The organism is Acidovorax sp. sif0632 (genome assembly GCF_019218805.1).
GTDB lineage: Bacteria > Pseudomonadota > Gammaproteobacteria > Burkholderiales > Burkholderiaceae_C > Acidovorax > Acidovorax facilis.
Map to the genome: position 1 here is coordinate 684837 of NZ_JAHUWW010000002.1, position 22758 is coordinate 707594.

The 22758-nt window shown below is 65.6% G+C and carries 21 protein-coding genes; 12 read left to right on the top strand and 9 right to left on the bottom strand.

Translation table 11 applies throughout. From position 1 onward, the window contains the following. The first annotated feature begins 152 nt into the window (after window positions 1-152). Window positions 153-2315, top strand: coding sequence for a TonB-dependent receptor (locus KW832_RS08335; RefSeq protein ID WP_218299519.1), 2163 nt, complete (start codon window positions 153-155; stop codon window positions 2313-2315). A 74-nt stretch (window positions 2316-2389) separates the two neighbouring features. Here the strand turns inward: KW832_RS08335 and KW832_RS08340 are convergent, their stop codons facing one another. The 5 genes from KW832_RS08340 to KW832_RS08360 all read right to left on the bottom strand — a co-directional run bounded on the left by KW832_RS08340 (window position 2390) and on the right by KW832_RS08360 (window position 6642). Continuing rightward, window positions 2390-2959 (bottom strand): AAA family ATPase, encoded by a 570-nt coding sequence (locus KW832_RS08340; protein ID WP_218299520.1) that lies wholly within the window; start codon window positions 2957-2959, stop codon window positions 2390-2392. Window positions 2960-3168: 209 nt separating this feature from the next. Continuing rightward, window positions 3169-4122, bottom strand: coding sequence for a dienelactone hydrolase (locus KW832_RS08345; protein ID WP_255577579.1), 954 nt, complete (start codon window positions 4120-4122; stop codon window positions 3169-3171). Window positions 4123-4151: 29 nt separating this feature from the next. Continuing rightward, window positions 4152-5030 (bottom strand): GyrI-like domain-containing protein, encoded by an 879-nt coding sequence (locus KW832_RS08350; protein WP_218299521.1) that lies wholly within the window; start codon window positions 5028-5030, stop codon window positions 4152-4154. Window positions 5031-5231: 201 nt separating this feature from the next. Then, window positions 5232-6176, bottom strand: a complete 945-nt coding sequence (locus tag KW832_RS08355; RefSeq protein ID WP_218299522.1) for an NAD(P)/FAD-dependent oxidoreductase — start codon at window positions 6174-6176, stop codon at window positions 5232-5234. Then, on the bottom strand, window positions 6154-6642 hold the full coding sequence (locus tag KW832_RS08360) for an Rrf2 family transcriptional regulator (RefSeq protein WP_218299523.1): 489 nt from the start codon (window positions 6640-6642) through the stop codon (window positions 6154-6156). The genes KW832_RS08355 and KW832_RS08360 overlap by 23 nt, the downstream gene beginning before the upstream one ends. A 247-nt stretch (window positions 6643-6889) precedes the next feature. On the opposite strand from KW832_RS08360, the gene KW832_RS08365 reads away from it, so the two are divergent. Beyond that, window positions 6890-7612, top strand: a complete 723-nt coding sequence (locus tag KW832_RS08365; protein ID WP_255577580.1) for a class I SAM-dependent methyltransferase — start codon at window positions 6890-6892, stop codon at window positions 7610-7612. 121 nt (window positions 7613-7733) lie between these two features. On the opposite strand, the gene KW832_RS08370 is transcribed toward KW832_RS08365, so the two are convergent. Further along, window positions 7734-8672, bottom strand: coding sequence for a LysR family transcriptional regulator (locus KW832_RS08370; RefSeq protein ID WP_218299524.1), 939 nt, complete (start codon window positions 8670-8672; stop codon window positions 7734-7736). A 118-nt stretch (window positions 8673-8790) separates the two neighbouring features. Between KW832_RS08370 and KW832_RS08375 the strand changes: the two genes are divergently transcribed. The 3 genes from KW832_RS08375 to KW832_RS08385 all read left to right on the top strand — a co-directional run bounded on the left by KW832_RS08375 (window position 8791) and on the right by KW832_RS08385 (window position 10241). Further along, complete coding sequence (locus KW832_RS08375; protein ID WP_218299525.1) at window positions 8791-9189, top strand: 4-oxalocrotonate tautomerase family protein; 399 nt, start codon at window positions 8791-8793, stop codon at window positions 9187-9189. A 45-nt stretch (window positions 9190-9234) separates the two neighbouring features. After that, window positions 9235-9735 (top strand): cupin domain-containing protein, encoded by a 501-nt coding sequence (locus KW832_RS08380; protein WP_218299526.1) that lies wholly within the window; start codon window positions 9235-9237, stop codon window positions 9733-9735. Window positions 9736-9860: 125 nt separating this feature from the next. Beyond that, the gene (locus KW832_RS08385; RefSeq protein WP_218299527.1) at window positions 9861-10241 is read left to right on the top strand and encodes a class I SAM-dependent methyltransferase; all 381 of its coding nucleotides are present in this window, start codon (window positions 9861-9863) and stop codon (window positions 10239-10241) included. Between the two features lie 147 nt (window positions 10242-10388). On the opposite strand, the gene KW832_RS08390 is transcribed toward KW832_RS08385, so the two are convergent. Then, on the bottom strand, window positions 10389-11150 hold the full coding sequence (locus KW832_RS08390; protein WP_218299528.1) for a putative phage abortive infection protein: 762 nt from the start codon (window positions 11148-11150) through the stop codon (window positions 10389-10391). 328 nt (window positions 11151-11478) lie between these two features. Between KW832_RS08390 and KW832_RS08395 the strand changes: the two genes are divergently transcribed. The 6 genes from KW832_RS08395 to KW832_RS08420 all read left to right on the top strand — a co-directional run bounded on the left by KW832_RS08395 (window position 11479) and on the right by KW832_RS08420 (window position 18998). Further along, complete coding sequence (locus KW832_RS08395; RefSeq protein WP_370628651.1) at window positions 11479-12726, top strand: ROK family transcriptional regulator; 1248 nt, start codon at window positions 11479-11481, stop codon at window positions 12724-12726. Beyond that, window positions 12723-14213 carry a sugar ABC transporter ATP-binding protein gene (locus KW832_RS08400; RefSeq protein WP_218299529.1) on the top strand — a complete coding sequence of 497 codons (1491 nt, stop codon included), beginning with the start codon at window positions 12723-12725 and terminating at the stop codon, window positions 14211-14213. The genes KW832_RS08395 and KW832_RS08400 overlap by 4 nt, the downstream gene beginning before the upstream one ends. Beyond that, complete coding sequence (locus tag KW832_RS08405) at window positions 14194-15249, top strand: ABC transporter permease (protein ID WP_218299530.1); 1056 nt, start codon at window positions 14194-14196, stop codon at window positions 15247-15249. The genes KW832_RS08400 and KW832_RS08405 overlap by 20 nt, the downstream gene beginning before the upstream one ends. A 193-nt stretch (window positions 15250-15442) precedes the next feature. Further along, window positions 15443-16420, top strand: a complete 978-nt coding sequence (locus KW832_RS08410; protein ID WP_056063953.1) for a substrate-binding domain-containing protein — start codon at window positions 15443-15445, stop codon at window positions 16418-16420. A gap of 329 nt (window positions 16421-16749) precedes the next feature. Continuing rightward, on the top strand, window positions 16750-17760 hold the full coding sequence (locus KW832_RS08415) for a sugar phosphate isomerase/epimerase (RefSeq protein WP_218299531.1): 1011 nt from the start codon (window positions 16750-16752) through the stop codon (window positions 17758-17760). 53 nt (window positions 17761-17813) lie between these two features. Continuing rightward, a complete protein-coding gene (locus KW832_RS08420) occupies window positions 17814-18998 on the top strand; it encodes a Gfo/Idh/MocA family protein (RefSeq protein WP_218299532.1) in 1185 nt (394 codons plus the stop codon). 84 nt (window positions 18999-19082) lie between these two features. Here the strand turns inward: KW832_RS08420 and KW832_RS08425 are convergent, their stop codons facing one another. Then, window positions 19083-19595 carry a hypothetical protein gene (locus KW832_RS08425; protein ID WP_228894848.1) on the bottom strand — a complete coding sequence of 171 codons (513 nt, stop codon included), beginning with the start codon at window positions 19593-19595 and terminating at the stop codon, window positions 19083-19085. Between the two features lie 32 nt (window positions 19596-19627). Continuing rightward, window positions 19628-20968 (bottom strand): GNAT family N-acetyltransferase, encoded by a 1341-nt coding sequence (locus KW832_RS08430; protein WP_218299533.1) that lies wholly within the window; start codon window positions 20966-20968, stop codon window positions 19628-19630. 80 nt (window positions 20969-21048) lie between these two features. Between KW832_RS08430 and KW832_RS08435 the strand changes: the two genes are divergently transcribed. Beyond that, entirely contained in the window at window positions 21049-22707 is a 1659-nt protein-coding gene (locus tag KW832_RS08435; protein ID WP_218299534.1) for an NAD+ synthase, read from the top strand. Window positions 22708-22758 lie beyond the last annotated feature (51 nt).

Here is a 22758-nt window from a genome sequence, read left to right on the forward strand (position 1 = left end):
GTAGGTGCTCGGCCCTTCGTTGCGGTGGTTCGCAAGACCGCCACGGGGCCAGAGCAGACTATCCTGCTGTTTGCTGGGCTTGGCCCCTGTGCCCGCCACGCGACGTTCCGCACAACCCCGTTCTGAAATTCCGCAACCAGGAAGCGGCACCCATGTCTTTTGCAGCCACCCATTGGCCCCGCGCCGCCCAAGTTACCCAGGTTGCCCGCATCCTGGCCGGTTGCGCGTGCGTGGTGGCGCACGCCCATGCCCATGCGCAAGATAGCCCGGCCGATCCCGCCCAGTCACTGCCCACCACGCCCCCCACACTTGAAACCCAGCAGGTCACCGGCAGCGCGCAGGCGCAGCGCCAGTTTGACAGTGCAGCCAGCCACTGCAGCGTGGCCGTGGATGCCTTCACGGCCCCCACGCCATTGGTGAACCTGTCGGAGCTGCTGGCAGGGCAGGCTGGCGTGGTGGCCACAGACCGGGGCAACTACGCGCAGGATCTGCAGATCGCGGTGCGGGGCTTTGGCTCCCGCGCCACCTTTGGTGTGCGGGGCGTGCGCATTCTGGTGGATGGCATCCCCGCCACCATGCCCGACGGCCAGGGCCAGGCGGCCACCGCGCACCTGCCTTCGGCCAGCCAGATTGAAGTGCTGCGCGGCCCGCTCGCGCAGCTGTATGGCAATGCGGCAGGGGGCGTGGTGCAGGTCACCACCCGCGATCCCCGGCCCGGGGGCGGCGCCCAGGCCGGGGTGGCGGTGGGCTCGTTCGGCCAGCGGCTGGTGGACGCATCCTTGGACTTTGGCGACCAGCGCCTGGGCGGGCTGCTGGGGGTGTCGCACTTCGAAACCGTGGGCTGGCGCGGCCACAGCGCCGCGCGGCGCACGCACCTCAACGCCAAGCTGCAGGCCCAGCCCGACAGCCGCACACGCATCACAGCCCTGGTCAACCTGTACGACCAGCCCCAGGCGCAAGACCCACTGGGCCTCACGCGCGCGCAATTCGATGGCGACCCGCGCCAGGCCAGCGCCCTGGCCACCACCTTCAACACCCGCAAGTCGGTGGGCCAGAACCAGCTGGGCCTGGTGCTGGAGCGCCAGCTCAGCGACACCGACAGCGTGCGGCTGCGCGCCTATGGCGGTGGGCGGCAGCTCACGCAGTACCTGTCTTTCAGCGGCGCGGCGGTCAACAGCGCAGGCGGGGTGGTGGACCTGGACCGCAGCTACCAGGGCGCGGCCGCCACCTGGACGCGGGCCGTGCGCCTGCCCTCGGGCCTGCCGCTGACGTGGACGGTCGGGGCGGAGGCGAATCGCCTGTCTGAACACCGCCAAGGGTTTGTGAACAACGCGGGCACCAGCGGCGCGCTGCGGCGCGACGAACAAGACAGTGCCGCCAACACCGATGTGTATGCCCAGGTAGACGTCTGGCTCTCCCCGCGCTGGCGCGCCATCGCCGGGCTGCGCGCCAGCCAGGTGCGCGTGCAGGTGGATGACCGCTACGTCACCCCCGCCAACCCCGACGACAGTGGCGCGCGCAACTGGCGCCACACCAGCCCCGCGTTGGGTCTGGTGTGGGCTGCCACCGACCAGCTCAACCTGTACGCCAACGCAGGCCAGGGCTTTGAAACCCCCACGCTGGCCGAGATGGCCTACAGCACCGGCAACACCGGCCCCAATTTCGGCCTGGCTGCCGCCCGCAGCCGCCAGTGGGAGGTGGGCGCCAAGTGGCAAGGCACCCACCAGCAGCTGGAGCTGGCATGGTTCGACACCCGCAGCCAGGGCGAGATCGTGCCCGTGGCCACGGTCAACGGCCGCTCGGTGTTCCAGAACGTGGACAACGTGCGGCGCCGGGGGCTTGAAGTGGGTTGGCGTGCACAGTGGGGCGCCTGGGCCCCGCGCGCCAGCTACACCTACCTGGATGCCCACTTTGGCAGCGCCTACGCGGGGGCAGGGGGCGCCAACGTCGCCGCGGGCAACCAGTTGCCGGGCACGGCGCGGCACGCTGCGCAGCTTGCCATCGACTACGCGCCCACCGCACGCTGGCAACTGGGGGGCACGGCGAACGTGTCGGGGCCGGTGTTTGCCAACGATGTCAACAGCGAGCGGGCCGCTGGCTTTGCCGTGCTGGGCCTGCACGCGGCCTACGGCTGGGGCGGCCAACAAGCAGGTCCAGGTGCAGGCACGGCGCGCTGGCAGCTCTGGGCCCGGCTCGACAACGTGTTCAACCGCCACCACGCGGCCACCCTCATCGTGAACGACGCCAACGGCCGCTACTTCGAGCCCGCCGCGGGCAGGCGCCTCATGGTGGGGCTGCGCGCGCAGTTCATGTAGTCGAGGTGGTCGGGCCCCCGGGCACTTCCATCGCCACGGAAGGGCCTGCGTGCAAGCACAGCTGCAACCACGGCCTACCGCTCCGCCATCGGCACAAACACCACGGTACGTTCCGCGCGCTCCACATCGCCGGGCGGTTGCCACAGGTCACTGGCCAGCTCAAAGATGTGCGGCGGCACCACCATCGAAAACGTCGCTCCCTGTTCGGCATTGCGCCGCAACACACGCTCGCGGCGCACCTCGCGCGGAGCATCGAGCACATACACCACCATGGCGTCGGCCCACGGCCCCATGCGGGCATAGAAGGCGTCGCGCTGGTGCTGCTGGATCAGGCCTACCTCCAGCACCACATCGCTGCCCGCGTTCAGCCCGGCCTCGGCGGTTTTCCAGATCTGCGTGAGGCAACGCAGGGTGCGGGGCACATACCAGGCCATCACATCGGCCATGTCAGCCGTGTCGGGCCGGTCAGGCGAGAACAGCGTGGCCATCCAGTCGTCCAGGTTCAGCGGCACGGCGCGGTGCTGCTGCACCTGGTGGCGCACAAAGGTGGACTTGCCCGCTCCCACCGGGCCGATGACCAGGTGAATGCGGGGGGCGGTGCCTGCAACGGCTGCGGGGGTGGTGTGGGTCGAAGCGGTTTGCATGAGATAAGGGCTCCAGAAATGCAAAAAGCCCTCTCTGCAAGCAGGGAGAGCTTTCCATAGGGCGGACGAAAAAAAGCCCTCAACGGTGGTGGAGGGCTTTGCGGTTCGCTCCGATCCCAAGGACCGGATGCGAGGTTGGCAGTGTAGGTGGCAGACGCTGGCTGCGTCAACTCACGGGCAGCGTGGGCGCGACGAATGCCGAACTGCGCTCAGGGCGCTTTGCCTGCCGCGAGGTGCCGCTGAAAGAACGCCAGCACCTGGGCATTGAAAGTCTGGTGAAAAGTCACCCGGTCAAACCCTGCTGCATCGCGGCAGATGCCGGGCACTGCCTCGGCCAGCGCGGGTGAGCAGGGCGCCAGAAAGGCGAAGTGCCCGGCGTTGGCCGCCAGCTGCCAGTCGGGCGCACTGGGCAGACCCTGGCGCACCGTCTCCACGCTTTGCAGCGTGACGCCATCACCACCCAGGGCCGAGGCCCACAGCTGGATGGGGGTTCTGACGTGCCCCAAGCCCTTGGCATCGAAGACGCTCAACGGGTCGACGATGACTGCAGCCCGAATGCGCGGGTCCGGCGCGGGCGTGGCGGGGATTTCTTTGCGCCGGATCTCGCCGCACAAGGGCCGGGTGGATAGCGGCGAGCACAGGTCTTGCCGTGACGTCCAGTCCGGCACGGCGCCGATGGCCACCAGGCCCGTGTAGCCGCCGCGTGAAAAGCCAAAGAAACCGACCTTGCCCGCGTCCAGCTGCGCGCGCTGGGGCCAGGCGCCCAGCATGTAATCCGTCAGCCGCTTCATGTCCACCGGCCGCGTGGCAAAGGCCGACAGGTAGCCCTGGCGGCTCAGGTCTTGAAAGTTGTCGCCCGGGTGGCTGATGGCGGCCACCACATAACCTGCGTCGGCCAGCGTGGCCGCCGTGTCGTGGTGCCCCAGGGCCGATCCGCCCGCGCCGTGCGACACCACAACCAGCGGCAGGCCCTGGCCAGCTACGGGGCAGTCACGCGTGCCTTGCAGCACCAGCGGCGCCAGGTCAATGCGGCCCGGCGGCGTGCTGCAGGGCGACCACACGGCGCCGCGCAGCGCGGGCCCGTCCTTGTCTGCAGGCACCTCGATAAAGGCAAAGCCTGCAGCGTGGGCCAGGGTGGCGGCGCAGCACAGCGCTGCGGGCAAAAGGGAACGAAAGAGCCAGCGAAAACGGGTTATAGGGGTGTGGTGGGGCGGATGGGAATCAGCAGGTCGGTGCGCAGGTCCGCCTGCGCGGCGTTGCGGGGCGAGTTGAGGTAGTGCTCCAGCGTGGGGCGGTCGTCCGGCTCGTAGCCGCTGGCCGGGATCCAGCGTGTGTGGATGGCCGCCAGTGCCGCGTTGATGCGCGTATAGGGGCCGGTCAGCGTGTGGCGTGCGTACAGCCCTGCGGGGATGTCCAGCCGTTCCAGTCCGCCATCTGCCACTGAGAGAGGCTCTGGCAGCACCACGGCCGCGTAGTAGCGAAAGCTGCCGCCCTCCACGTCCTGCGGGTCTCCGCACGATGCGCCCAGCCGGTGGACAGCGCGCTGCCCGCACTGCAGGTACAGCCGCCGCTGCGTGTGGGGGATGGTGGATGGCGGCCCCTGGTGGCGCAGCGCATGCAGGCGCTGTGCCGGGCGCTCGACGATCTGCACGGCCAGCGTTTGCTCGGCCTTTGCATGCGCGTTTGCGTGCGCGTTTGCGGCGCCTGAATCAAGGATGAGGCGGTGCATGTCCCGCTGGAACGCCCGTGGCGATTGCCCGGTGAACTGGCTGAACGCGCGGGTGAAGGCCTGCGGGCTGTCGTAGCCCACCTCCAGCGCCACCTGCGTGATGCTCTGCCCGCCTTGCTCCAGCATCCGCGTGGCCAAGGCCAGGCGCACGCGGCGCACCGTGGCGGCCACGGTTTCGCCCGCAATGCTGCTGTAGACGCGGTGGAAGTGAAATGGGGAAAAATGGGCAATGGCGGCCAGGTCCTCCAGCCGATGCGCTGCCAGCGGGTGCGCCACGATGTGGGCGACCACGCGGGCCACGCGGTCGCGGTAGTGCTGATCGGCGCTCTGGTCCAGGCTCATGGCCGCAGAGTTTGCCGCAGCTTGCGCGCCGGTACTTAGCCGATCTTGCTACTTTGTGGCCTGGTGCCGCGGCAGCGCTGCACTACTTGGAGCGGCTGACAAAAATCAGCGAAGCGGTTCTGGCTAGGCGCTGCGTCGCAGGCAGTACGAGCAGTACTACAAGACGCGGCAACAACGCCAGAAGAGTTTTGTTAGCTGCTCTTATTGCCCAAACACCATCGCCTGGTGTGCCCCCACGCCCGCTAGCACGCCTTCGGCCGAGGCCAACGTGGCGTTGTGGCGCATCAGCGTCAGGTCGCCTGCGGCATACACGCCGGGCACGGTGGTCATCTTGTTCGCATCGGTGCGGAGGTAAGGGCCCATGGGCCCATCGTCGAACGCGCAGCCCAGTTGTTCGGCCAGCGGGCTGGCAGGGCGCGTGGTGGCGGCCACATACAGCGCAGCCAGCGGCACCACGCGCGCGTCACCGCTGCCGGTGGCCTGCAGGCGCACGCCCTGCAGCGCCTGGCCCAGGCCCTCCAGCGCGGCGATGGGCGCGGGCTCGATGGTTATGCCCAGCGCCAGCAGCCGCTCGCGCTCGGCGTTCTCCAGCGTGGTGTCGCCGTTCAGGAAGAGGGTGGTCGGCCCCCAGTCGGCAATCAGCTGCGCGTGCATGGCCGAGCCTGGCGAGTGGTACAGCACGCCCAGCCGCTGGCCTGCAAATTCATAGCCATGGCAATACGGGCAGTGCAAAACCGATGCGCCCCAGCGCTCGCGCAGGCCTGCAATGTCCGGCAAACCGTCTTGCACGCCAAACGCCAGCACCAGCTTGTGGGCCTCCAGGGTTGCGCCATCGTCCAGCACCACTTCAAACCCGTTCTCTGGTGACCCGGCGCGTTGCTGCGCCGTGGCCGACACCACCGTGCCCTGCACAAAAACCACCGTGGGGTAGGCCGCCAGCTTGCGCCGCGCCTGCTCGATCATCGCCAGCGGCGGCTCGCCGTCTTGCCCGAAGAAGCCGTGCGACGCGGCCGCAAACCGGTTGCGCGGCTGGCCTGCATCCACCACACACACCCGCCGCCGTGCACGCGCCAGCTGCATGGCGGCCGACAGGCCGGCAAAGCTGCCGCCTATCACGATCACCTCATACGCCTGGGTGGTTGTCATTGCCGCCGTCGCCATGCTCAATCTCCTTGTGACCGTGGCACCCGGCCACCATGCGTTCATGAAACTCGGCCGAGAGTTGCGCCAGCGTTACCTCGCCCAGCCGTGCCAGCAACGCCTCTTCGGCCGCCTGGTAGGCATCGGTCAGCGCGCGGTTCACCGCTTGCTCCACGATGCAGCCGGGGCTCTCCATGCGGTTGCCCACCGCCAGCAGCGTGGGCGCGCCCAGCGCCTCGTAGATGTCGCGCAGCGTGATGTCGGTGAGCGGGCACGACAGCACCCACCCGCCGCCATGCCCCTTGGCCGACGACACAAAACCCGCATACCGCAGCCCCGCCATCAGGCGGCGCACCACCACCGGGTTGGTCTGCATGGCCTGCGCCATCGCCTCAGATGTAGCGGGCCCCTCCATCTCTGCCATGTGCAGCAGCGCGTGGAGAACATTGGAAAGTCGGCTATCTCGTTTCATGCAACATTTAAAGTTGCGTGATGCTAGCATGCAACCGGGAACAGTGCTTGGGTACGAACAAATTACTACTGAATTGATAGCTGCAAGCGCTTTATGGATAAGCGCTAGAGGTCAATTTGGCTTGATTTTTTCAGACGTTGCCCACCCCTGACCGTTCGGGTTGAGCCTGCCGAAACCCTGCGCTGACCTGGCAATGCCGATGGACAAGCTCAACGCAAAAACGCGTATCCACCACACGCAACACACCATGACCCAACCCACCACGTCCCCCTTCACCGACCCCGCCGCCGTCGCCCGCTACGCCGAAGGCCCCCGCCGCAACGTGCCCGGCTACGACAGCCTGCTGCCCATGGTTCGCATCCTGCTGGCCGAGCGCGTGCCCGCTCACGGCCGCGTGCTGGTGGTGGGCGCAGGCGGCGGGCTGGAGCTGGAAGACATGGCGCGGGCGCACCCCGGCTGGCGGTTCGACGGCGTGGACCCCAGCCAGCCCATGCTGGACTTGGCCGCCCAGCGGCTGCAGAGCGCGGGCGTGCTAGGCGACCGCGTGGCGCTACACCACGGCTACGTGCAGGGCGCACCGGCCGGGCCGTTCGACGGCGCGACGTGTCTGCTGACTTTTCACTTTGTGCCACGCGAAGAGCGTGTGCCCATGCTGGTGGAGATCCGGCGGCGGCTCAAGCCCGGGGCGCCGCTGGTGGTGGCGCATCTGAGCGTGGCGGATGGGGCAGGCCATGGTGGCGATGCCGGGGCAGGGGAGCGCGATCTGTGGCTGTCACGCTATGCGGCGTTTCAGGTTGCGTCCGGCGTGACGCCGGAGCATGCGGCCAGGGCGCGGGACAAGATTGCGGCGGAGCTGGCGGTGCTGACGCCGCAGGAAGACGAGGCGATTCTTCGTGAGGCTGGGTTCAGCGATGTGCGGATGTTTTATATGGGGTTTGCGTTCAGGGGTTGGGTGGCAACGGCCCGGTAGCGAGCAACTAAAGAGGGCCAGCTCATTGGACCCGCATGACCGCACCTTGCTCACCCCCAGGCTGTCTTGCAACTGGGGTCAGCAGCCCCCGGCCATCCATCCGGTGGTGCACAAGAGCCACTCAGCGCACAGGCGCCAGCGCCCACCGGTCCTTCGACGCCTTCACCAGAAAATCAATCACCGCCTTCACCCTGGCCGCATTGCGCCGGCCCGGTGACGACACTGCGTACAGCGTGTGCACGGTGCGCGAGGCAAAAGGCGCCAGCACCTCCACCAACCGTCCTTGCGCCACATCGGCCGCCGCGAGCGGGCTGGACAACATGCCGATGCCCGCGCCGCTCACCAGTGCGTGGTGCACCAGGGCCGAAGTGCTGGCGGCCAGGCGCGAGCGCACGGTCACCTCCAGCGGCTTGCCTTGTGCATTGCGAAAGGCCCAGGTCACCGCCGGCCCCTGCGCGGTGTGCGTCACGGTGTGGTGCTGCTGCAGCTCGCTGGGGTCGGCCGGCGTGCCGTGCAGGCGCAAATACTCCGGGGCCGCGTACAGGCGCCGCTCGAACCGGCCCAGCGCACGCGCCACCACCAGGTCGCTGTGGCCCACGGTGGTGCGCAGCGCCACGTCGATGCCCTCCGTCACCAGGTCGGCCACGCGGTCGTCGGCCAGCAGTTCCACCCGCAGCGCCGGGTAGCGCGCCTGCAGGTCCGCCAGGTGGGGCAGCACCAGCGCCTCGCAAATCTCCTGGCTGGAGGCCAGGCGCAACGTGCCCGCCACGCGGCTGCGCTGGTCCGACAGCGATGCCCCGATGTCCTCCAGCTGCGCCAGCAAGGCACGCGCTTCCTGCGCCAGCTCTGCGCCCTCCGGCGTGGCCGACAGGCCGTGCGTGGACCGGCGCAGCAAGCGCACGCCGTAGCCGGCCTCCAGCCGGTCCACACCGCGCGCCACCACCGACACCGCCACATCCATCTCGCGCGCCGCCGCAGAAAACGAGCGCAGGTCGAGCGACCGCACCAGCCACCGCAGGTCGGCCGGATCGGGGAGGAAGGAGCGAGGTTCGTTTTTCATCGAGCGCGCCTTTGCGTGCGGAGCAAAAGCCATTATCGCCACGGGCGGTTTCCGTGGCGGGGCGCAATTTCTACAGTGAAGGCTCGTTCAACCCCATGAGTTTTAACAGGAGCCCACCATGCCCATCCTCAACGTCCAAGTGTCCGCCCAACGCACGCCCGAGCTGTCTGCCCGCATTGCAGAAACTCTGCTGGACCTGACCACCCGCGTGCTCGGCAAGCGGCGCGACCTCACCGCCGTGGTCATCACCTTTGTGGACCCGGCCGATTGGTACGTCGCCGGCCGGTCGCTGGCCGACCTCAAGCAATCAAGCTTCTACTTCGACGTCAAGGTGGTGGATGAGACCAACACCAAGGCCGAGAAGGCGCGCTACATCGCCGAGGCGTTCGCAGCCTTCGAGGGCCTGCTGGGCGCGCTGCACCCCGAAAGCTACGTCTACGTGCAAGACGTGCGCGCCGCCGCGTACGGCTTTGGCGGCCGCACGCAGGAATACCGCCACCAGCACCCCGAGCAATAAGCAAGCAATCAGGCAATCCACCAACAACTACCCAGGAGCACCGACATGACGACGACGAACAACAACCATCTCGCAGATGTGATCGTGGCCCAGACGCTGGAGCGTGCGGGCCTGGCGGACTGGATTCCTGAAGGCGAAGGCAAGTGGTCCCTGCCCATCCAGTTCCTGCCCGACGATGCCGGTTGGGGGGAGCTGATGCGCCTGTCGCCCGGCACGCGGCTGGGCCTGCACCGGCACACGGGCGAAGTGCACGCCCTCACGCTGGCGGGCGAGCGCCGCCTGAACGATGGCCGCGTGGTGCGGCCGGGCGACTACATCCACGAGCCCGCCGGCAATGTGGACTGGTGGGAGGCAACGGGCACCGAGGAGCTGCTGGTGCATGTGGTGGTCAAGGGCAGCGTGGAGTACCTGGGGCCACACCACACGGTGCTGCAGCGGATTAGCACGGCTGATCGACGGGCGGACTATCGCCGGTGGTGCGAAACGGTGGGCGTGGTGCCGCGTGATCTTTGCTACGAGCCCAGCCGGGCGGAGCACCTACTATAAAAAATATGGATGAAAAACGGCTGTAACGCTTATTTTTTAAGCGCTAATAGCTATCAAATACAGAGCGGATCTTCCAAACCCGCCGTCGCGTGCTGATAGTGGGCGCGGGCGCGTCAAACGACCGCGTGGCGCTGCACCACGGCTTTGTGGGGAGCGCACCTGTAGGGCCGTTTGATGGCGCGATGTGCCTGCTGACTTTTCACTTTGTACTGCGGGAGGAGCGCGTGGCCATGGTGGCCGAGATCCCGCGGCGGCTGAAGCCCGGCGTGCCGTTGGTGGTGGCACATCTGAGCGTGGCGGACAGCGATGAAGGCCCAAGCGGCGAGGGCGGGGCAGGGGAGCGCGATCTGTGGCTGTCGCGCTATGCGGCGTTTCGGGTGGCGTCCGGCGTGCCGCCGGAGCATGCGGCCAGGGCGCGGGACAAGGTCGCGGCAGAGCTGTCGGTGATGAGCCCGCAGGAAGACGAGGCGATTATGGGGTTTGCGTTCAGGGGTGGTGGTTTGTGAGTGATATCAGTACCCCATCTGGGCCTAAGAAAATCCGAGTTGGATAAAGAGGTATTAATTTATCTTTCGAATTTTCGTTTTCGTAGATTTTTGCATTAATAAATTTGGCGGGCTTCAATTGAAGGATTGGCGGCTTGCTTAGCGTTGCTAATACGCGGTTGGTAAATAAAAATCGCGATGAGTTGAATCAAGCAAAAGATCGCTTGGTAAGTTGTTGAAAATGGAGTATTTCTCAATCAGGGGTTTAAATCTTTGATGGCCATTGCTATGCAAACAGTTGTAGAAGAGTATTAAAAGCTCGTAGTCTGAGAGTTGTGCTCGAACAATGTTGGTATATTTTTTCTTTGATTCATTCGGAATTTCTGATGAGTCGATGAATTTTAATATGTTATACAAAAATGTTAGATAGTGACTCAAATTTTGCCTATGACGAAGCCAGACTGTATCATAAGAAAAAATAGCAGCATCCGATTCGCTAATATCTGGATTTTCTCTTTTGATGCGTTTATAGCGTGGCTTCAGATGCTTGACGAAGTATCTATAAAAGCAATCTCTGCCTTTGGCTTGCAATAGTCTTGTTTCCGCGCTATGTATGTCCATATCTTGCACAACGTTATTGTGCGCAGAAACTAGATTAAATAAAATGGATTCGAAGTGACGAATGTCGGTTTCTTTTTTGTTCTGTTGCAATGTTTGATGCTGATACCATAATGTGAAGAGCACCCCTCCAAAAGCCAATGCCGAGAATAGCGATGTAAAAGCGCCGAACGAGTCTCCAAACTGGCCTTTGTCTTGAAGACTGTCTGGGGTAACTGGCCACCAGCTATTGACTACTGCAAAATAGTAGTAGGCAAAGGCGCAAGTGATCGCAGAAAAAATAGAGAGTGGTGGGATCCAGCGATTTTTCATAGTTAATGGAATTAAAAGTCGGTCCAGGGCTTATCGTGTTGCTTACAGCGACCCTTCCGCAGACGACCGCAAGTACAGGGGAGACTATAGCTTTGCCTAGCAGAATCTCTGGAACGTATTAGCCATGGGGTGGTGAAGCAAGTCACGAGACGTGTTGTCATGTAAAGACGCTATACCCACTTCTCGTTTTGGACAAAGTTTTAAAGACATTGTTTGACCTGGTTCAAGCCAAAGTTCAGTCTTGCCCGGCCAAAGTAGACCGCATAGCATCCCTGTCAAGCACCCATCCCCATGAGGTGCTGCACAAAAACATGACAGGAGACAAGCCTTGCCATCCACCCGCTGGAGTCACTGCGGCACCGAAGACCTGAGCGTCTTGCAGACCATCTTCTGGTCCGCTGGCGCGTCGCGCAATGCGCTGGCGCAGCGCCTGGCCTATTCCAAGAGCAAGGCCAACGCCATGGTCGCGGCGCTGCTGGACGAGGGCCTGCTCGACGAGGTGGGCCTGCAGGAGTCCTCTGGCGGCCGGCGGGCCGAAACCCTGCGTTTGAGCGAAACCCTGGGCGTGGTCATTGGTGCCGACCTGGGCGCGACCAGCATGCAAGTCGCGGTGATGCGGCCAGACATGACGGTGCTGGCGCGGCACCGCGAGCCCATTGATGTGCGCCAGGGGCCGGGTGTGATTCTGGCGCGGCTGCGGGGGCTGATGCGGGAACTGCTGGCGCGCTGCGGGATGCAGGCTTCGCAGGTCATTGCCATCGGCATGGGCGTGCCGGGGCCGGTGGATTTTGAAAGCGGGCAGCTCGTCAACCCGCCGCTGATGCCCGACTGGGACGGGTTTTCCATCCGCGACTATCTGCGCGAGGCGTTTGCCGCGCCGGTGTTTGTCGACAACGACGTGAACCTGATGGCGCTGGGCGAGCTGTGGCGGCTGCAGCGCAACCTGCCCAACTTCCTCGTGATCAAAGTGGGAACGGGCATTGGCTGCGGCATCGTGTGCCACGGGCAGGTGTATCGGGGCGCCAACGGGTCGGCCGGTGACGTGGGCCACATCTGCGTGGACCAGGCCGGGCCGCGCTGCCACTGCGGCAACCAGGGGTGTGTGGAGGCGATGGCCGCAGCGCCCGCCATGGCGCGCATGGCGATGGAGGCCGTGGAGCGCGGCGAGAGCGCGATGCTGGCCGAGCGCCTGCAGGCCACCGGCACGCTGACGACCGAGGACGTGGCCCAGGCCAGCCGCGCGGGCGATGTGGCGGCCAACGCGATCATCCAGCGCGCTGGCAGCCTGGTGGGGCAGATGCTGGCGTCCATCGTCAACTTCTTCAACCCGTCGCATGTGTTCATTGCGGGGCGGGTGACGGACATGGGCCCGCTGTTCCTTGCGTCGGTGCGGCAAAGCGTGTACCACCGGTCGCTGGCGCTTTCTACGCGGCACCTGGAGATTCAATACGCGCCGCTGGCTGACGATGCGGGCGTGGTGGGCGCGGGCGTGCTGGCGATGCAGGAAAGTTTGGCGCGGTCTTCGTCACGCCCGACCGCAGCGGTTGGCGTTGCAACGGCAGGAGCGATGCGATGAGTGTTGCCGTCGAGTTCCGCAATGTGACCAAGGAGTTTGGCCCCGTGCGCGTGCTGCACGGGGTGGGCTTTGCGCTGCAGCCGGGCAGGGTGTATGGCCTGCTGGGCGAGAACGGCGCGGGCAAGTCCACGCTGATGAAGATTTTGGCGGGGTACGAGAGCCCCACCACCGGCGAGGTGGTGGTGGACGGCGCGGTGCGCGCCCCGGGCGGCGGATCGCGCGTGGCCGAGGCGCAGGGCATTGTGCTGATCCACCAGGAGTTCAACCTGGCGGACGACCTGACGATTGCGCAGAACATCTTTCTGGGCCACGAGATCAAGAAGGGCCCCTTCCTCGACGACAAGGCGATGCGCGAGAAAACGCGCGCTGCTTTGGCACAGGTGGGCCTGCCGCTGGACCCCGACACGCGCGTGAAGAAGCTCATCGTGGCTGAAAAGCAGCTGGTGGAGATTGCCCGCGCGCTGGCCCGCAATGCGCGCCTGCTCATCATGGACGAGCCCACCGCCACGCTGACCCCGGGCGAGACGGAGCGCCTGTTTGCGCTGATGGCGGGGCTGAAGGCGGCGGGCGTGACCATCATCTACATATCGCACAAGCTCGACGAAGTGGAGCGCACCACCGACGAGGTGGTGGTGATGCGCGACGGCCTGCTGGTGGCGCGCGAGGCCACGGCCAGCGTGACGCGGCGGCAGATGGCCAACCTGATGGTGGGCCGCGAGCTGGCGGATTTGTTCCCGCCCAAGCTGCCTGCGCCTGCGGGTGGAGAGCCCGCCATCAAAGTGCGCGGCCTCACGGTGCCGGGCTGGGCCGAGGACGTGAGCTTTGACGTGCGGCGTGGCGAGATCCTGGGCTTTGCCGGGCTGGTGGGCGCGGGCCGCACGGAGCTGTTCGAGGGCCTGCTGGGCCTGCGCCCGCGTTCGGCCGGCACGGTGGAGCTGGCGGGCAAACCGGTGAATTTGAAAAGCCCGCGCGATGCGGCGCGCCACGGCCTGACGTATCTGAGCGAAGACCGCAAGGGCAAGGGCCTGCATGTGCACTTCAGCCTGCGGCCCAACCTGACGCTGATGGCGCTGGAGCGGTACGCCAAGCCCTGGCTCGACCCCGCGGCCGAGCAGGCTGCGCTGCGCGATGCGGTGCAGGAGTTCGGCATCCGCACCGGCTCGCTGGACGTGCGCGCGTCATCGCTGTCGGGCGGCAACCAGCAAAAGCTGGCGCTGGCCAAGGTGCTGCACCCCGGCCCCAGCGTGGTGGTGCTGGACGAACCCACGCGCGGCGTGGACGTGGGCGCCAAGCGCGAGATTTATCACCTGGTGCAGCGCCTGGCAGAGCAGGGGCTTGCTGTTGTGGTGATCTCGTCTGAACTGATGGAGCTGATCGGCCTGTGCCACCGCGTGGCGGTGATGCGCGCCGGGCGGCTGCAGACCACGCTGCAAGAGCCAAATTTGACCGAAGAGGAGTTGATCGCACATGCCACAGGTACCCGCTGAAAACGCATCCACCGCAGCGGCTGCCGCAGCACCCGCACCACCCGTGGTACCCGGTGCAGGCCGCCACGGCGGCGCCACGGCCTGGTGGGGCAAGCTGCACGGGCTGGGCCCGGTCATCGGGCTGGTGCTGCTGTGCATCGCGGGCACGCTGCTCAACAGCAATTTCGCCACCTACGACAACGTGATGAACGTGCTCACGCGCACGGCCTTCATCGGCATCATCGCGGTGGGCATGTGCTTTGTGATCATCTCGGGCGGCATCGACCTGTCGGTGGGGTCGATGGCGGCGCTGATCGCAGGCTCGGTCATCCTGTTCATGAACGCCATGGCGCCCGTGCTGGGCTCACCCCTGGCGGCCGTGGTGGTGGGCATGCTGCTGGCGGTGGTGCTGGGCGCGGTGTTCGGGCTGGTGCATGGGCTGCTCATCACCAAGGGGCGTATCGAGCCCTTCATCGTGACGCTGGGCACGCTGGGCATCTTCCGCGCGTACCTCACGTATTTTTCGAACGGCGGGGCGATCACGCTGGAGAACGATCTGTCGGACATCTACAGCCCTGTGTACTACGCCAATCTGCTGGGCGTGCCCATCCCCGTGTGGATCTTCCTGCTGGTGGCTGTCATCGGCGGCGTCATCCTGAACCGCACGGCTTATGGCCGCTATGTGCAGGCCATCGGCTCCAACGAGCAGGTGGCGCAGTACGCGGCGGTGGATGTGCACAAGATCAAGATCCTCACGTACATGCTGCTCGGTGTGTGCGTGGGCATTGCCACGCTGCTGTACGTGCCGCGCCTGGGGTCCGCATCGCCCACCACGGGGCTGCTGTGGGAGCTGGAGGCGATCGCTGCGGTGATCGTGGGCGGCACGGTGTTGAAGGGCGGGGCGGGCAGCATCACCGGCACGGTGGTGGGCGCGATCTTGCTCTCGGTCATCAGCAACATCCTCAACCTCACCAGCATCATCAGCGTGTACCTGAATGCGGCGGTGCAGGGCTTCGTGATCATCGCGGTGGCGTTCATGCAGCGCGGCAAGCGGTGACGGAGTGGCCGGAACAACTCTCCTGGCGTTGTTGCTGCGTCTTGCCGTGCTACTCGCACTGTCTGCGACACAGCGCCTAGCCAGGACCGCTTCGCTGAGTTTTCCAGCCACTCTTTGCGTGCATTTGTTTTTCAAGGTGTTCCCCAGCCGGCCAGCTTCCATGGCCATATTCCAAAGCAACAGGAGACAACGCATGAACAGCCAACTTTCTTTCACCCGCCGCCTGGCCCTCACGGCCGTGGGCGCCGCTGCCTTCGCATTGGCCGCCCCCGCCATGGCGCAGGCCAACAAGACGGTGGTGGGCGTGGCCATTCCGTCGGCCACGCACGGCTTTACCGGCGGCATCGTGTACTGGGCCAACCAGGCCAAGAAGGACCTGGAAAAGGCCCATCCGGGCCTGCAGGTCATCGTCAAGACCGCAGGCGGCGCGCCCGAGCAGGCCAACCAGCTGCAAGACCTGGTCACGGTGAACAAGATCAACGCACTGGTCATCTTCCCGTTTGAATCGGCGGCGCTGACCAAGCCCGTGGCCCAGGTCAAGGCCAAGGGCGTGTACGTGACGGTGGTGGACCGGGGCCTGACCGACACCAGCGCGCAGGACGCATATGTGGCGGGTGACAACACGGCCTTCGGCAAGATTCCGGCCGAGTACATCGCCAAGGCGCTGGGCGGCAAGGGCAACGTGGTGGCCATGCGTGGCATTGCGACCACGCTGGACAACGAGCGCATGGACGCGTTCAACAGCGTGCTGAAGAACCACCCCGGCATCAAGCTGCTGGACGCCAAGTACGCCAACTGGAACCGCGACGACGCCTTCAAGGTGATGCAGGACTACCTGACCCGCTTCCCGCAGATCGACGCCGTGTGGGCCGCCGACGATGACATGGCCGTGGGCGTGCTCAAGGCCATCGAGCAGGCCAAGCGCAAGGACATCAAGCTGGTGTTTGGCGGCGCGGGGGCCAAGGGCATGATCAAGACGCTGATGGATGGCAGCAACCCGCTCATCCAGGCCAACGTGTCGTACAGCCCCAAGTTCATTTATGACTCGATCAAGCTCACGGCCGAGGCGCGCATCAAGGGCGAGAAGCTGCCTGCCAACACCATCATTCCGTCCGTGCTGATCACGAAGGAAACGGCGAAGGACTTTTACTTTCCTGATTCGCCGTTTTGATGGCGTCAATGTGAGTCAAGTTGCCTGATCAGGAACATCCCTCAGATGAGGACATCAGCCCCCGCACCCTCAGCGGCGCTGGGTGTTACTCCCTCTCCCCTCGCGGGAGAGGGTTGGGGAGAGGGGGGCCGCATTCCGCGCCGCGCCCGTTCCATCCCCCCTCTCCCCGGCCCTCTCCCACCAGGGGAGAGGGAGTGAGGGGCGATCTGAGATGTGTGAAAAATCAAGCCAAATTGGCCTCTAGCGCTTATCCAGTAATCGCTAGCAGCTATTGAAAATATAGCTTATAGCCGCTTCGAACCTGCAACCCAACGTCCCTTGGAGTCCCCATGCCAAGACCCGTCACCCTTTTCACCGGCCAGTGGGCCGACCTGCCTTTGGCGCAACTCGCGCCCCTGGCCAAAAGCATGGGCTACGACGGCCTGGAGCTGGCCTGCTGGGGCGACCATTTCAACGTGCAGGAGGCGCTGTCGTCGCCCCAGTACGTCAAGGACAAACATGCACTGCTGGCCCAGCACGGCCTGCAATGTTTTGCCATCGGCAACCACCTGGTGGGCCAGGCCGTGTGCGATTTGATCGATGAGCGCCACCAGTCCATCCTTCCTCCGCATGTGTGGGGCGATGGCGAGCCTGAGGGCGTGCGCCAGCGCGCTGCCGCAGAGCTGGCCGACACGGCGCGCGCTGCCGCGAAGTTCGGCGTGAAGACAGTCACGGGCTTCACGGGCTCGTCGGTGTGGCATTCGATCTATGCGTTTCCTCCCACCACGCAGGCGTATTGGGACAAAGGCTTTGCCGATTTTGCGAAGCGCTTCGGCCCCATCCTGGATGTGTTCGAGCAGCACGACATCAACTTTGCGCTCGAAGTGCACCCCACCGAGATCGCGTTTGACATCGCATCGGCCGAGCGCGCAATTGCTGCGGTGGGCGGCCACCAGCGCTTTGGCTTCAACTACGACCCGAGCCACCTGGCCTACCAGGGCGTGGACTACATCAAGTTCATCCGCCAGTTTGCCGACCGCATCTACAACGCCCACATGAAGGACGTGTGGTGGGGCAAGGGCGACGGCACGGTGGGCACCTTCGGCGGGCACACCAGCTTTGGCGACGCGCGGCGGAACTGGGACTTTCGCAGCGTGGGGCGCGGGATGATCGACTTTGAATCCATCATCGTTGCCCTCAACGACATCGGCTACCAGGGCCCGCTGTCGGTGGAGTGGGAAGACAGCCGCATGGACCGCGTGCACGGTGCCACGGAGAGCGCGGCGTTCTGCAAGCGGCTCGACTTCAAGCCGGCGGCGGGCGCGTTCGACGCCGTTTTTGCGCGCGACAAGCAGGCCTAGCCGCTGCCCATTTCCAAAACCATAACAACACACAGCGAGCAAAGGCGTTTCGTATGTCCAGTCCCCAAAAGCTCCGCTACGCCATGGTGGGCGGCGGTCATGGCGCCTTCATCGGCGCGGTGCACCGCAAGGCCATGGCGCTCGACGGCCAGTTTGAACTGGTGGCCGGTGCGCTCTCGTCCTCGCCCGAGCGGGCGCGCGCGTCCGGCGCCGAACTGGGCCTGGCGGACGACCGCAACCACGGCAGCTGGCAGGACCTGCTGGCAGACGAACTGCGCCGCCCGGCGCATGAGCGCATCGACCTGGTGAGCATCGTCACCCCCAACCACATGCACCACCCGGTGGCGCTGGCATTTGTACAGGCAGGCTTCCATGTGGTGTGCGACAAGCCGCTGGTGCACACCCGCGCGCAGGCCGACGAGCTGGTGGCCGCCGTGAAGAAGGCGGGCACCGTGTTCGGCGTGACCTACAACTACACCGGCTACCCCATGGTGCGCGAGGCGCGCCACCTGGTGCAAAGCGGTGCGCTGGGCACACTGCGCAAGATCACCGTCGAATACAACCAGGGCTGGCTGGCCACAGCCGTGGAAGAGGGCGGCGCCAACAAGCAGGCCGACTGGCGGCTGGACCCGGCGCGCAGCGGCAGCGCAGGCACGCTGGGCGACATCGGATCACACGCCGAAAACCTGGCCGCCACCGTCACCGGCCAGCACCCCGCCTGGGTGTGTGCGGACCTCACCACCTTTGGTGCCGGGCGGCAGCTGGACGACGACGCCCAGCTGCTGCTGCGCTACGACAGCGGCGCACGCGGCTTCATCGTGGCATCGCAGGTGGCAGCGGGGCTGGAGAACGACCTGCGCCTGCAGGTGTCCGGCACGCTGGGCACCATCACCTGGCGGCAGGAGGAGCCCAACCAGCTCATCCACTCCCCGGTGGACGGCCCGCGCCGCATCCTCACGCGCGGCTCGCCGTGGCTGTGCGAATCGGCGCGGCGCGCCGGGCGCATCCCAGCGGGGCACCCCGAGGCGTTCATCGAAGCCTTTGCCAACATCTACCTGGGTGTGGCGGCCGACATCCGCGCGCGTGCCGCTGGCCGCGCGGCCGACCCTTTGGCGGCCGACTATCCGCGCGTGGAGGATGGTGCCGAGGGGGTGCGCTTTATCGAAAAGGTGGTGGAGTCCGCTGCGAGCGAGCGCAAATGGACCGCATTGGCCGACTCTGCGGGCCTGAATGGTTGAATCAGATTGGCCCGTAGCGCTTATCAGAAAAGCGCAGACAGCTATCTATTTGTGACCGTTTGACGGGCCGTCTGCAGCCGTTGGTCAGTTGCCTGCCAGCTGAAACCGCTGGTCAAAGTTCATCTTGCCCAGCACACGCAGTGCCGCCGTGCGGGTGGCGTTGTCTACCTTGCTGATGTCCAGACTGTAGCGCTTGGCGGTGGACACCACGTCCACGCTTTTGGGGCCCCACTGCACCGCGACCAGCAGGGCGGGGCGCTGGCCCGCTTCGGCACCCACCGACACACCGCGCTGCTCGGGCCGCAGCATGAATTCCAGCCGGGGGGTGCGTACCAGGGTGAGGCGGTGGGCGCCCTGTGGGCCCAGCGCGAATGAGACGACCCAGTCGTCTTCGTCTTCCACCGTCAGAAATGGGACATGCTGCGGAGCGGCCATGGTGAGGGTGCTGTGGGTTGACGGGCGGGCGGATGGGCCGCCGTGGTGCGCAGCCCGGGTGCGGGCGGCCGCCAGTATGCCGTTGCAAAAGCTGTGCCGAGGTCGGGAGAACCCGAGGTTGGGCGCATCCAACGCGCTGGTGGCGTTGTCAGGCTGGTGCAAGCTGGTGTGGGGCGGGCTGGCGTTGCGCTGGCTCAGGCTGTCTTGAACGGGCTGCGTTCGTGCAGTTCGCTCAGGTACTCAGCCACCCCGGCGCCTTCGCGCTGCAGGAACCGCTCCACCGCGTCGGCAAAAGCCGGGTGCGCCAGCCAGTGGGCGCTGGTGGCCTGCACGGGCAGCAGGGCGCGGGCCATCTTGTGCTCGCCCTGGGCGCCGCCCTCAAAGCGGATCACGCCGTGCTCGATGCACCACTGCAGTGGCTGGTAGTAGCAGGCTTCGAAGTGCAGGCAGTCCACGCGCTCCAGCGCGCCCCAATACCGGCCGTAGGCCACAATGTTTTGGTCTTTTTGGCTGCCAGCGCTGGATGGTAAAGCGCTGATAGCTATCAAACTGCTAGCAATTGGCTGGCCGTCGCGCTCGGCCACAAACAGCAGCCAGGCCTCGGGCATGTGGGCCGCCATGCGGGCGAAGAAGTCCCGCGTGAGGTAGGGCGGGTTGCCGTGTTCGAGGTAGGTGCACTCGTAGCAGCGGTAGAAAAAATCCCAGTCGGCTGCGCTGATGTCCGCACCACGCGACCAGCGGAAGCTGACCCCGGCATCCGCCACGCGGCGGCGCTCCTGGCGGATCTTCTTGCGTTTGTCATGGGAGAGGCTGGCAAGGAAGTGGTCGAAGTCTTTGAAGGGTTGGCCCGAGCCGCCGCCGGGCAAGGTGCTGTCGGGGGAGGGTGCATCAGACGCAGCGGGGAGCGTGGGGGCAACGTTCTCGCCGCCGCCGGGCCGCCCCAAGGCGGTGAGGGCCCCCTCGGGGGGCAGCGAACCACGCGCAGCGGGGAGCGTGGGGGCCACATTCTTCCAATGAAATTGCACGGTGTGCCGCAGCATCAGGTCTTGCTGCGCACTGGTCAGCACGTCGTCGTCGCTGGCAAACAGGATGTGCACGGACGACACGTTTTCGTCCTCGCACCACTGGCACACCGCCTGCACCAGCAGAGCGCGTGCAGCATCGTCACGGGCCAAAAGGCGGCTGCCCGGCACGGGGGTGAAGGGCACGGCGATCACGGCCTTGGGGTAGTAGGGCACGCCGTGCTGTTCGTAGGCGCTGGCCCAGGCCCAGTCGAACACGTACTCGCCGTAGGAGTGGTTCTTGAGGTACAGCGGGCAGGCGGCAATCAGGGTGTCGCCCTCCCACAGGGTCATGAAGCGCGGCGCCCAGCCGCTGCGTGGGGTGGCGCTGTCGCTGGTCTCCAGGGCGGCCAGGTACTCGTGGCGCATGAAGGGCGTGGGGTGGCTTTGCTGGGCCAGCAGGGTGTTCCAGGCCGCAGCATCCACGTCCAGCGCAGTGGCAAGTACGCGGGCGATAATGGCAGATTCAGCCATGCACGCCCCGGTTTTGTTTTGCAAGCTGCGGGCCCGTGTGGGCGGTGTTCAACCTGGCCGCAGGGGCCGATTCCAGTTCCATGACGCTCTCCATTTGCACTGCGCAGCTCAACTTTGTTGTGGGCGACATGCCCGGCAACGCCCAAAAGATCATTGCGGCGGCCCGCGAGGCGTATGCCCAGGGCGCCCGCTTGCTGCTGACGCCTGAGCTGGCGATTTGCGGCTATGCGGCCGAAGACCTGTTCCTGCGCCCCGCCTTCATTGCGGCCTGTGATGATGCCGTGAAAACCGTGGCCCGCGAGACTGCGGGGTTGAAAGGCCTGGCCATCGTGCTGGGCCACCCGCAGGCCGTGGCGCCCGATGCACCGGCGTTCAGCGCTTGCTTCAATGCCGCCAGCCTGCTGCGCGATGGGCAGATCGAGCAGACCTATGCCAAGCGCGAACTGCCCAACTACCAGGTGTTTGACGAGCGCCGCTACTTTGTGGCGGGCGACAAGCCTTGCATCTTCGAGGTGGAAGGCGTGCGCGTGGGGGTGCTGGTGTGCGAAGACGCGTGGTTTGCCACCCCTGCACGCGATGCTGCCGTAGCGGGGGCACAAATGCTGGCGGTGATCAATGCATCGCCTTTCCACCTGGGCAAGAGCGCCGAGCGCGAAGCCACCATGCGCGAGCGGGTGGCCGAGACGGGCTTGCCGCTGGTGTACGCGCACCTGGTCGGCGGGCAGGATGAGGTGGTGTTTGAAGGCCGCTCGTTCGCGCTCAATGCCGATGGCACGGTGGCCTGCCGGGGGCCGGGTTTTGAAGAAAAACTGGTGTTTGCGCAGGTCCATCAAGCGCAATCTGCTATAAAAATTGAAGCAGACGTAGCTCCAGAGAAAAGCCTGGAGGCCGACCTGTGGGATGCGCTGGTGCTAGGCGTGCGCGACTATGTGGGCAAGAACGGCTTCCCTGGCGCGCTGCTCGGGCTGTCGGGGGGCATCGATTCGGCCCTCGTGCTGGCGATTGCCGTGGATGCGCTGGGGGCCGACAAGGTGCGCACGGTGATGATGCCTTCGCCCTACACGGCCGACATCAGCTGGATCGACGCGCGCGACATGGCCGAGCGCCTGGGCGTGCGCTACGACGAGATCTCCATCAAGCCGCAGTTCGAGGCCTTCAAGGCCGCGCTCGCCAGCGACTTTGCAGGGCTACCCGAAGACACGACCGAAGAAAACCTGCAGGCGCGCATCCGGGGCACGCTGCTCATGGCGCTGTCCAACAAGTTCGGATCCATCGTGCTCACCACGGGCAACAAGAGCGAGATGTCCACGGGCTACTGCACGCTGTACGGTGACATGGCAGGGGGCTTCGCCGTGATCAAGGACGTGGCCAAGACCCGCGTGTTCGACCTGGCCCGCTGGCGCAACGCCAACGACCCGTATGGCACGGGCGCCAGTCCGATTCCAGAGCGAATCATCACGCGCCCGCCCAGCGCCGAGCTGCGGCCCGACCAGAAAGACCAGGACAGCCTGCCGCCCTACGAGGTGCTGGACGCCATCGTGGCGCGCTACATGGAGAACGACGAGCCCATCGAGTCCATCATCGCCAGCGGCTTTGAACGTGCCGATGTGGAGCGTGTCACGCGCCTCATCAAGCTCAACGAGTACAAGCGCCGCCAGGCGCCGGTAGGGATTCGCGTCACGCGCCGCAGCTTTGGCAAGGACTGGCGTTACCCTATCACCAGCAAATTCAGGGCGTGACGCTTCGGCGCTGCGCTTTCAGACCCCTTTTTTTACATCCTCCAGGAGACC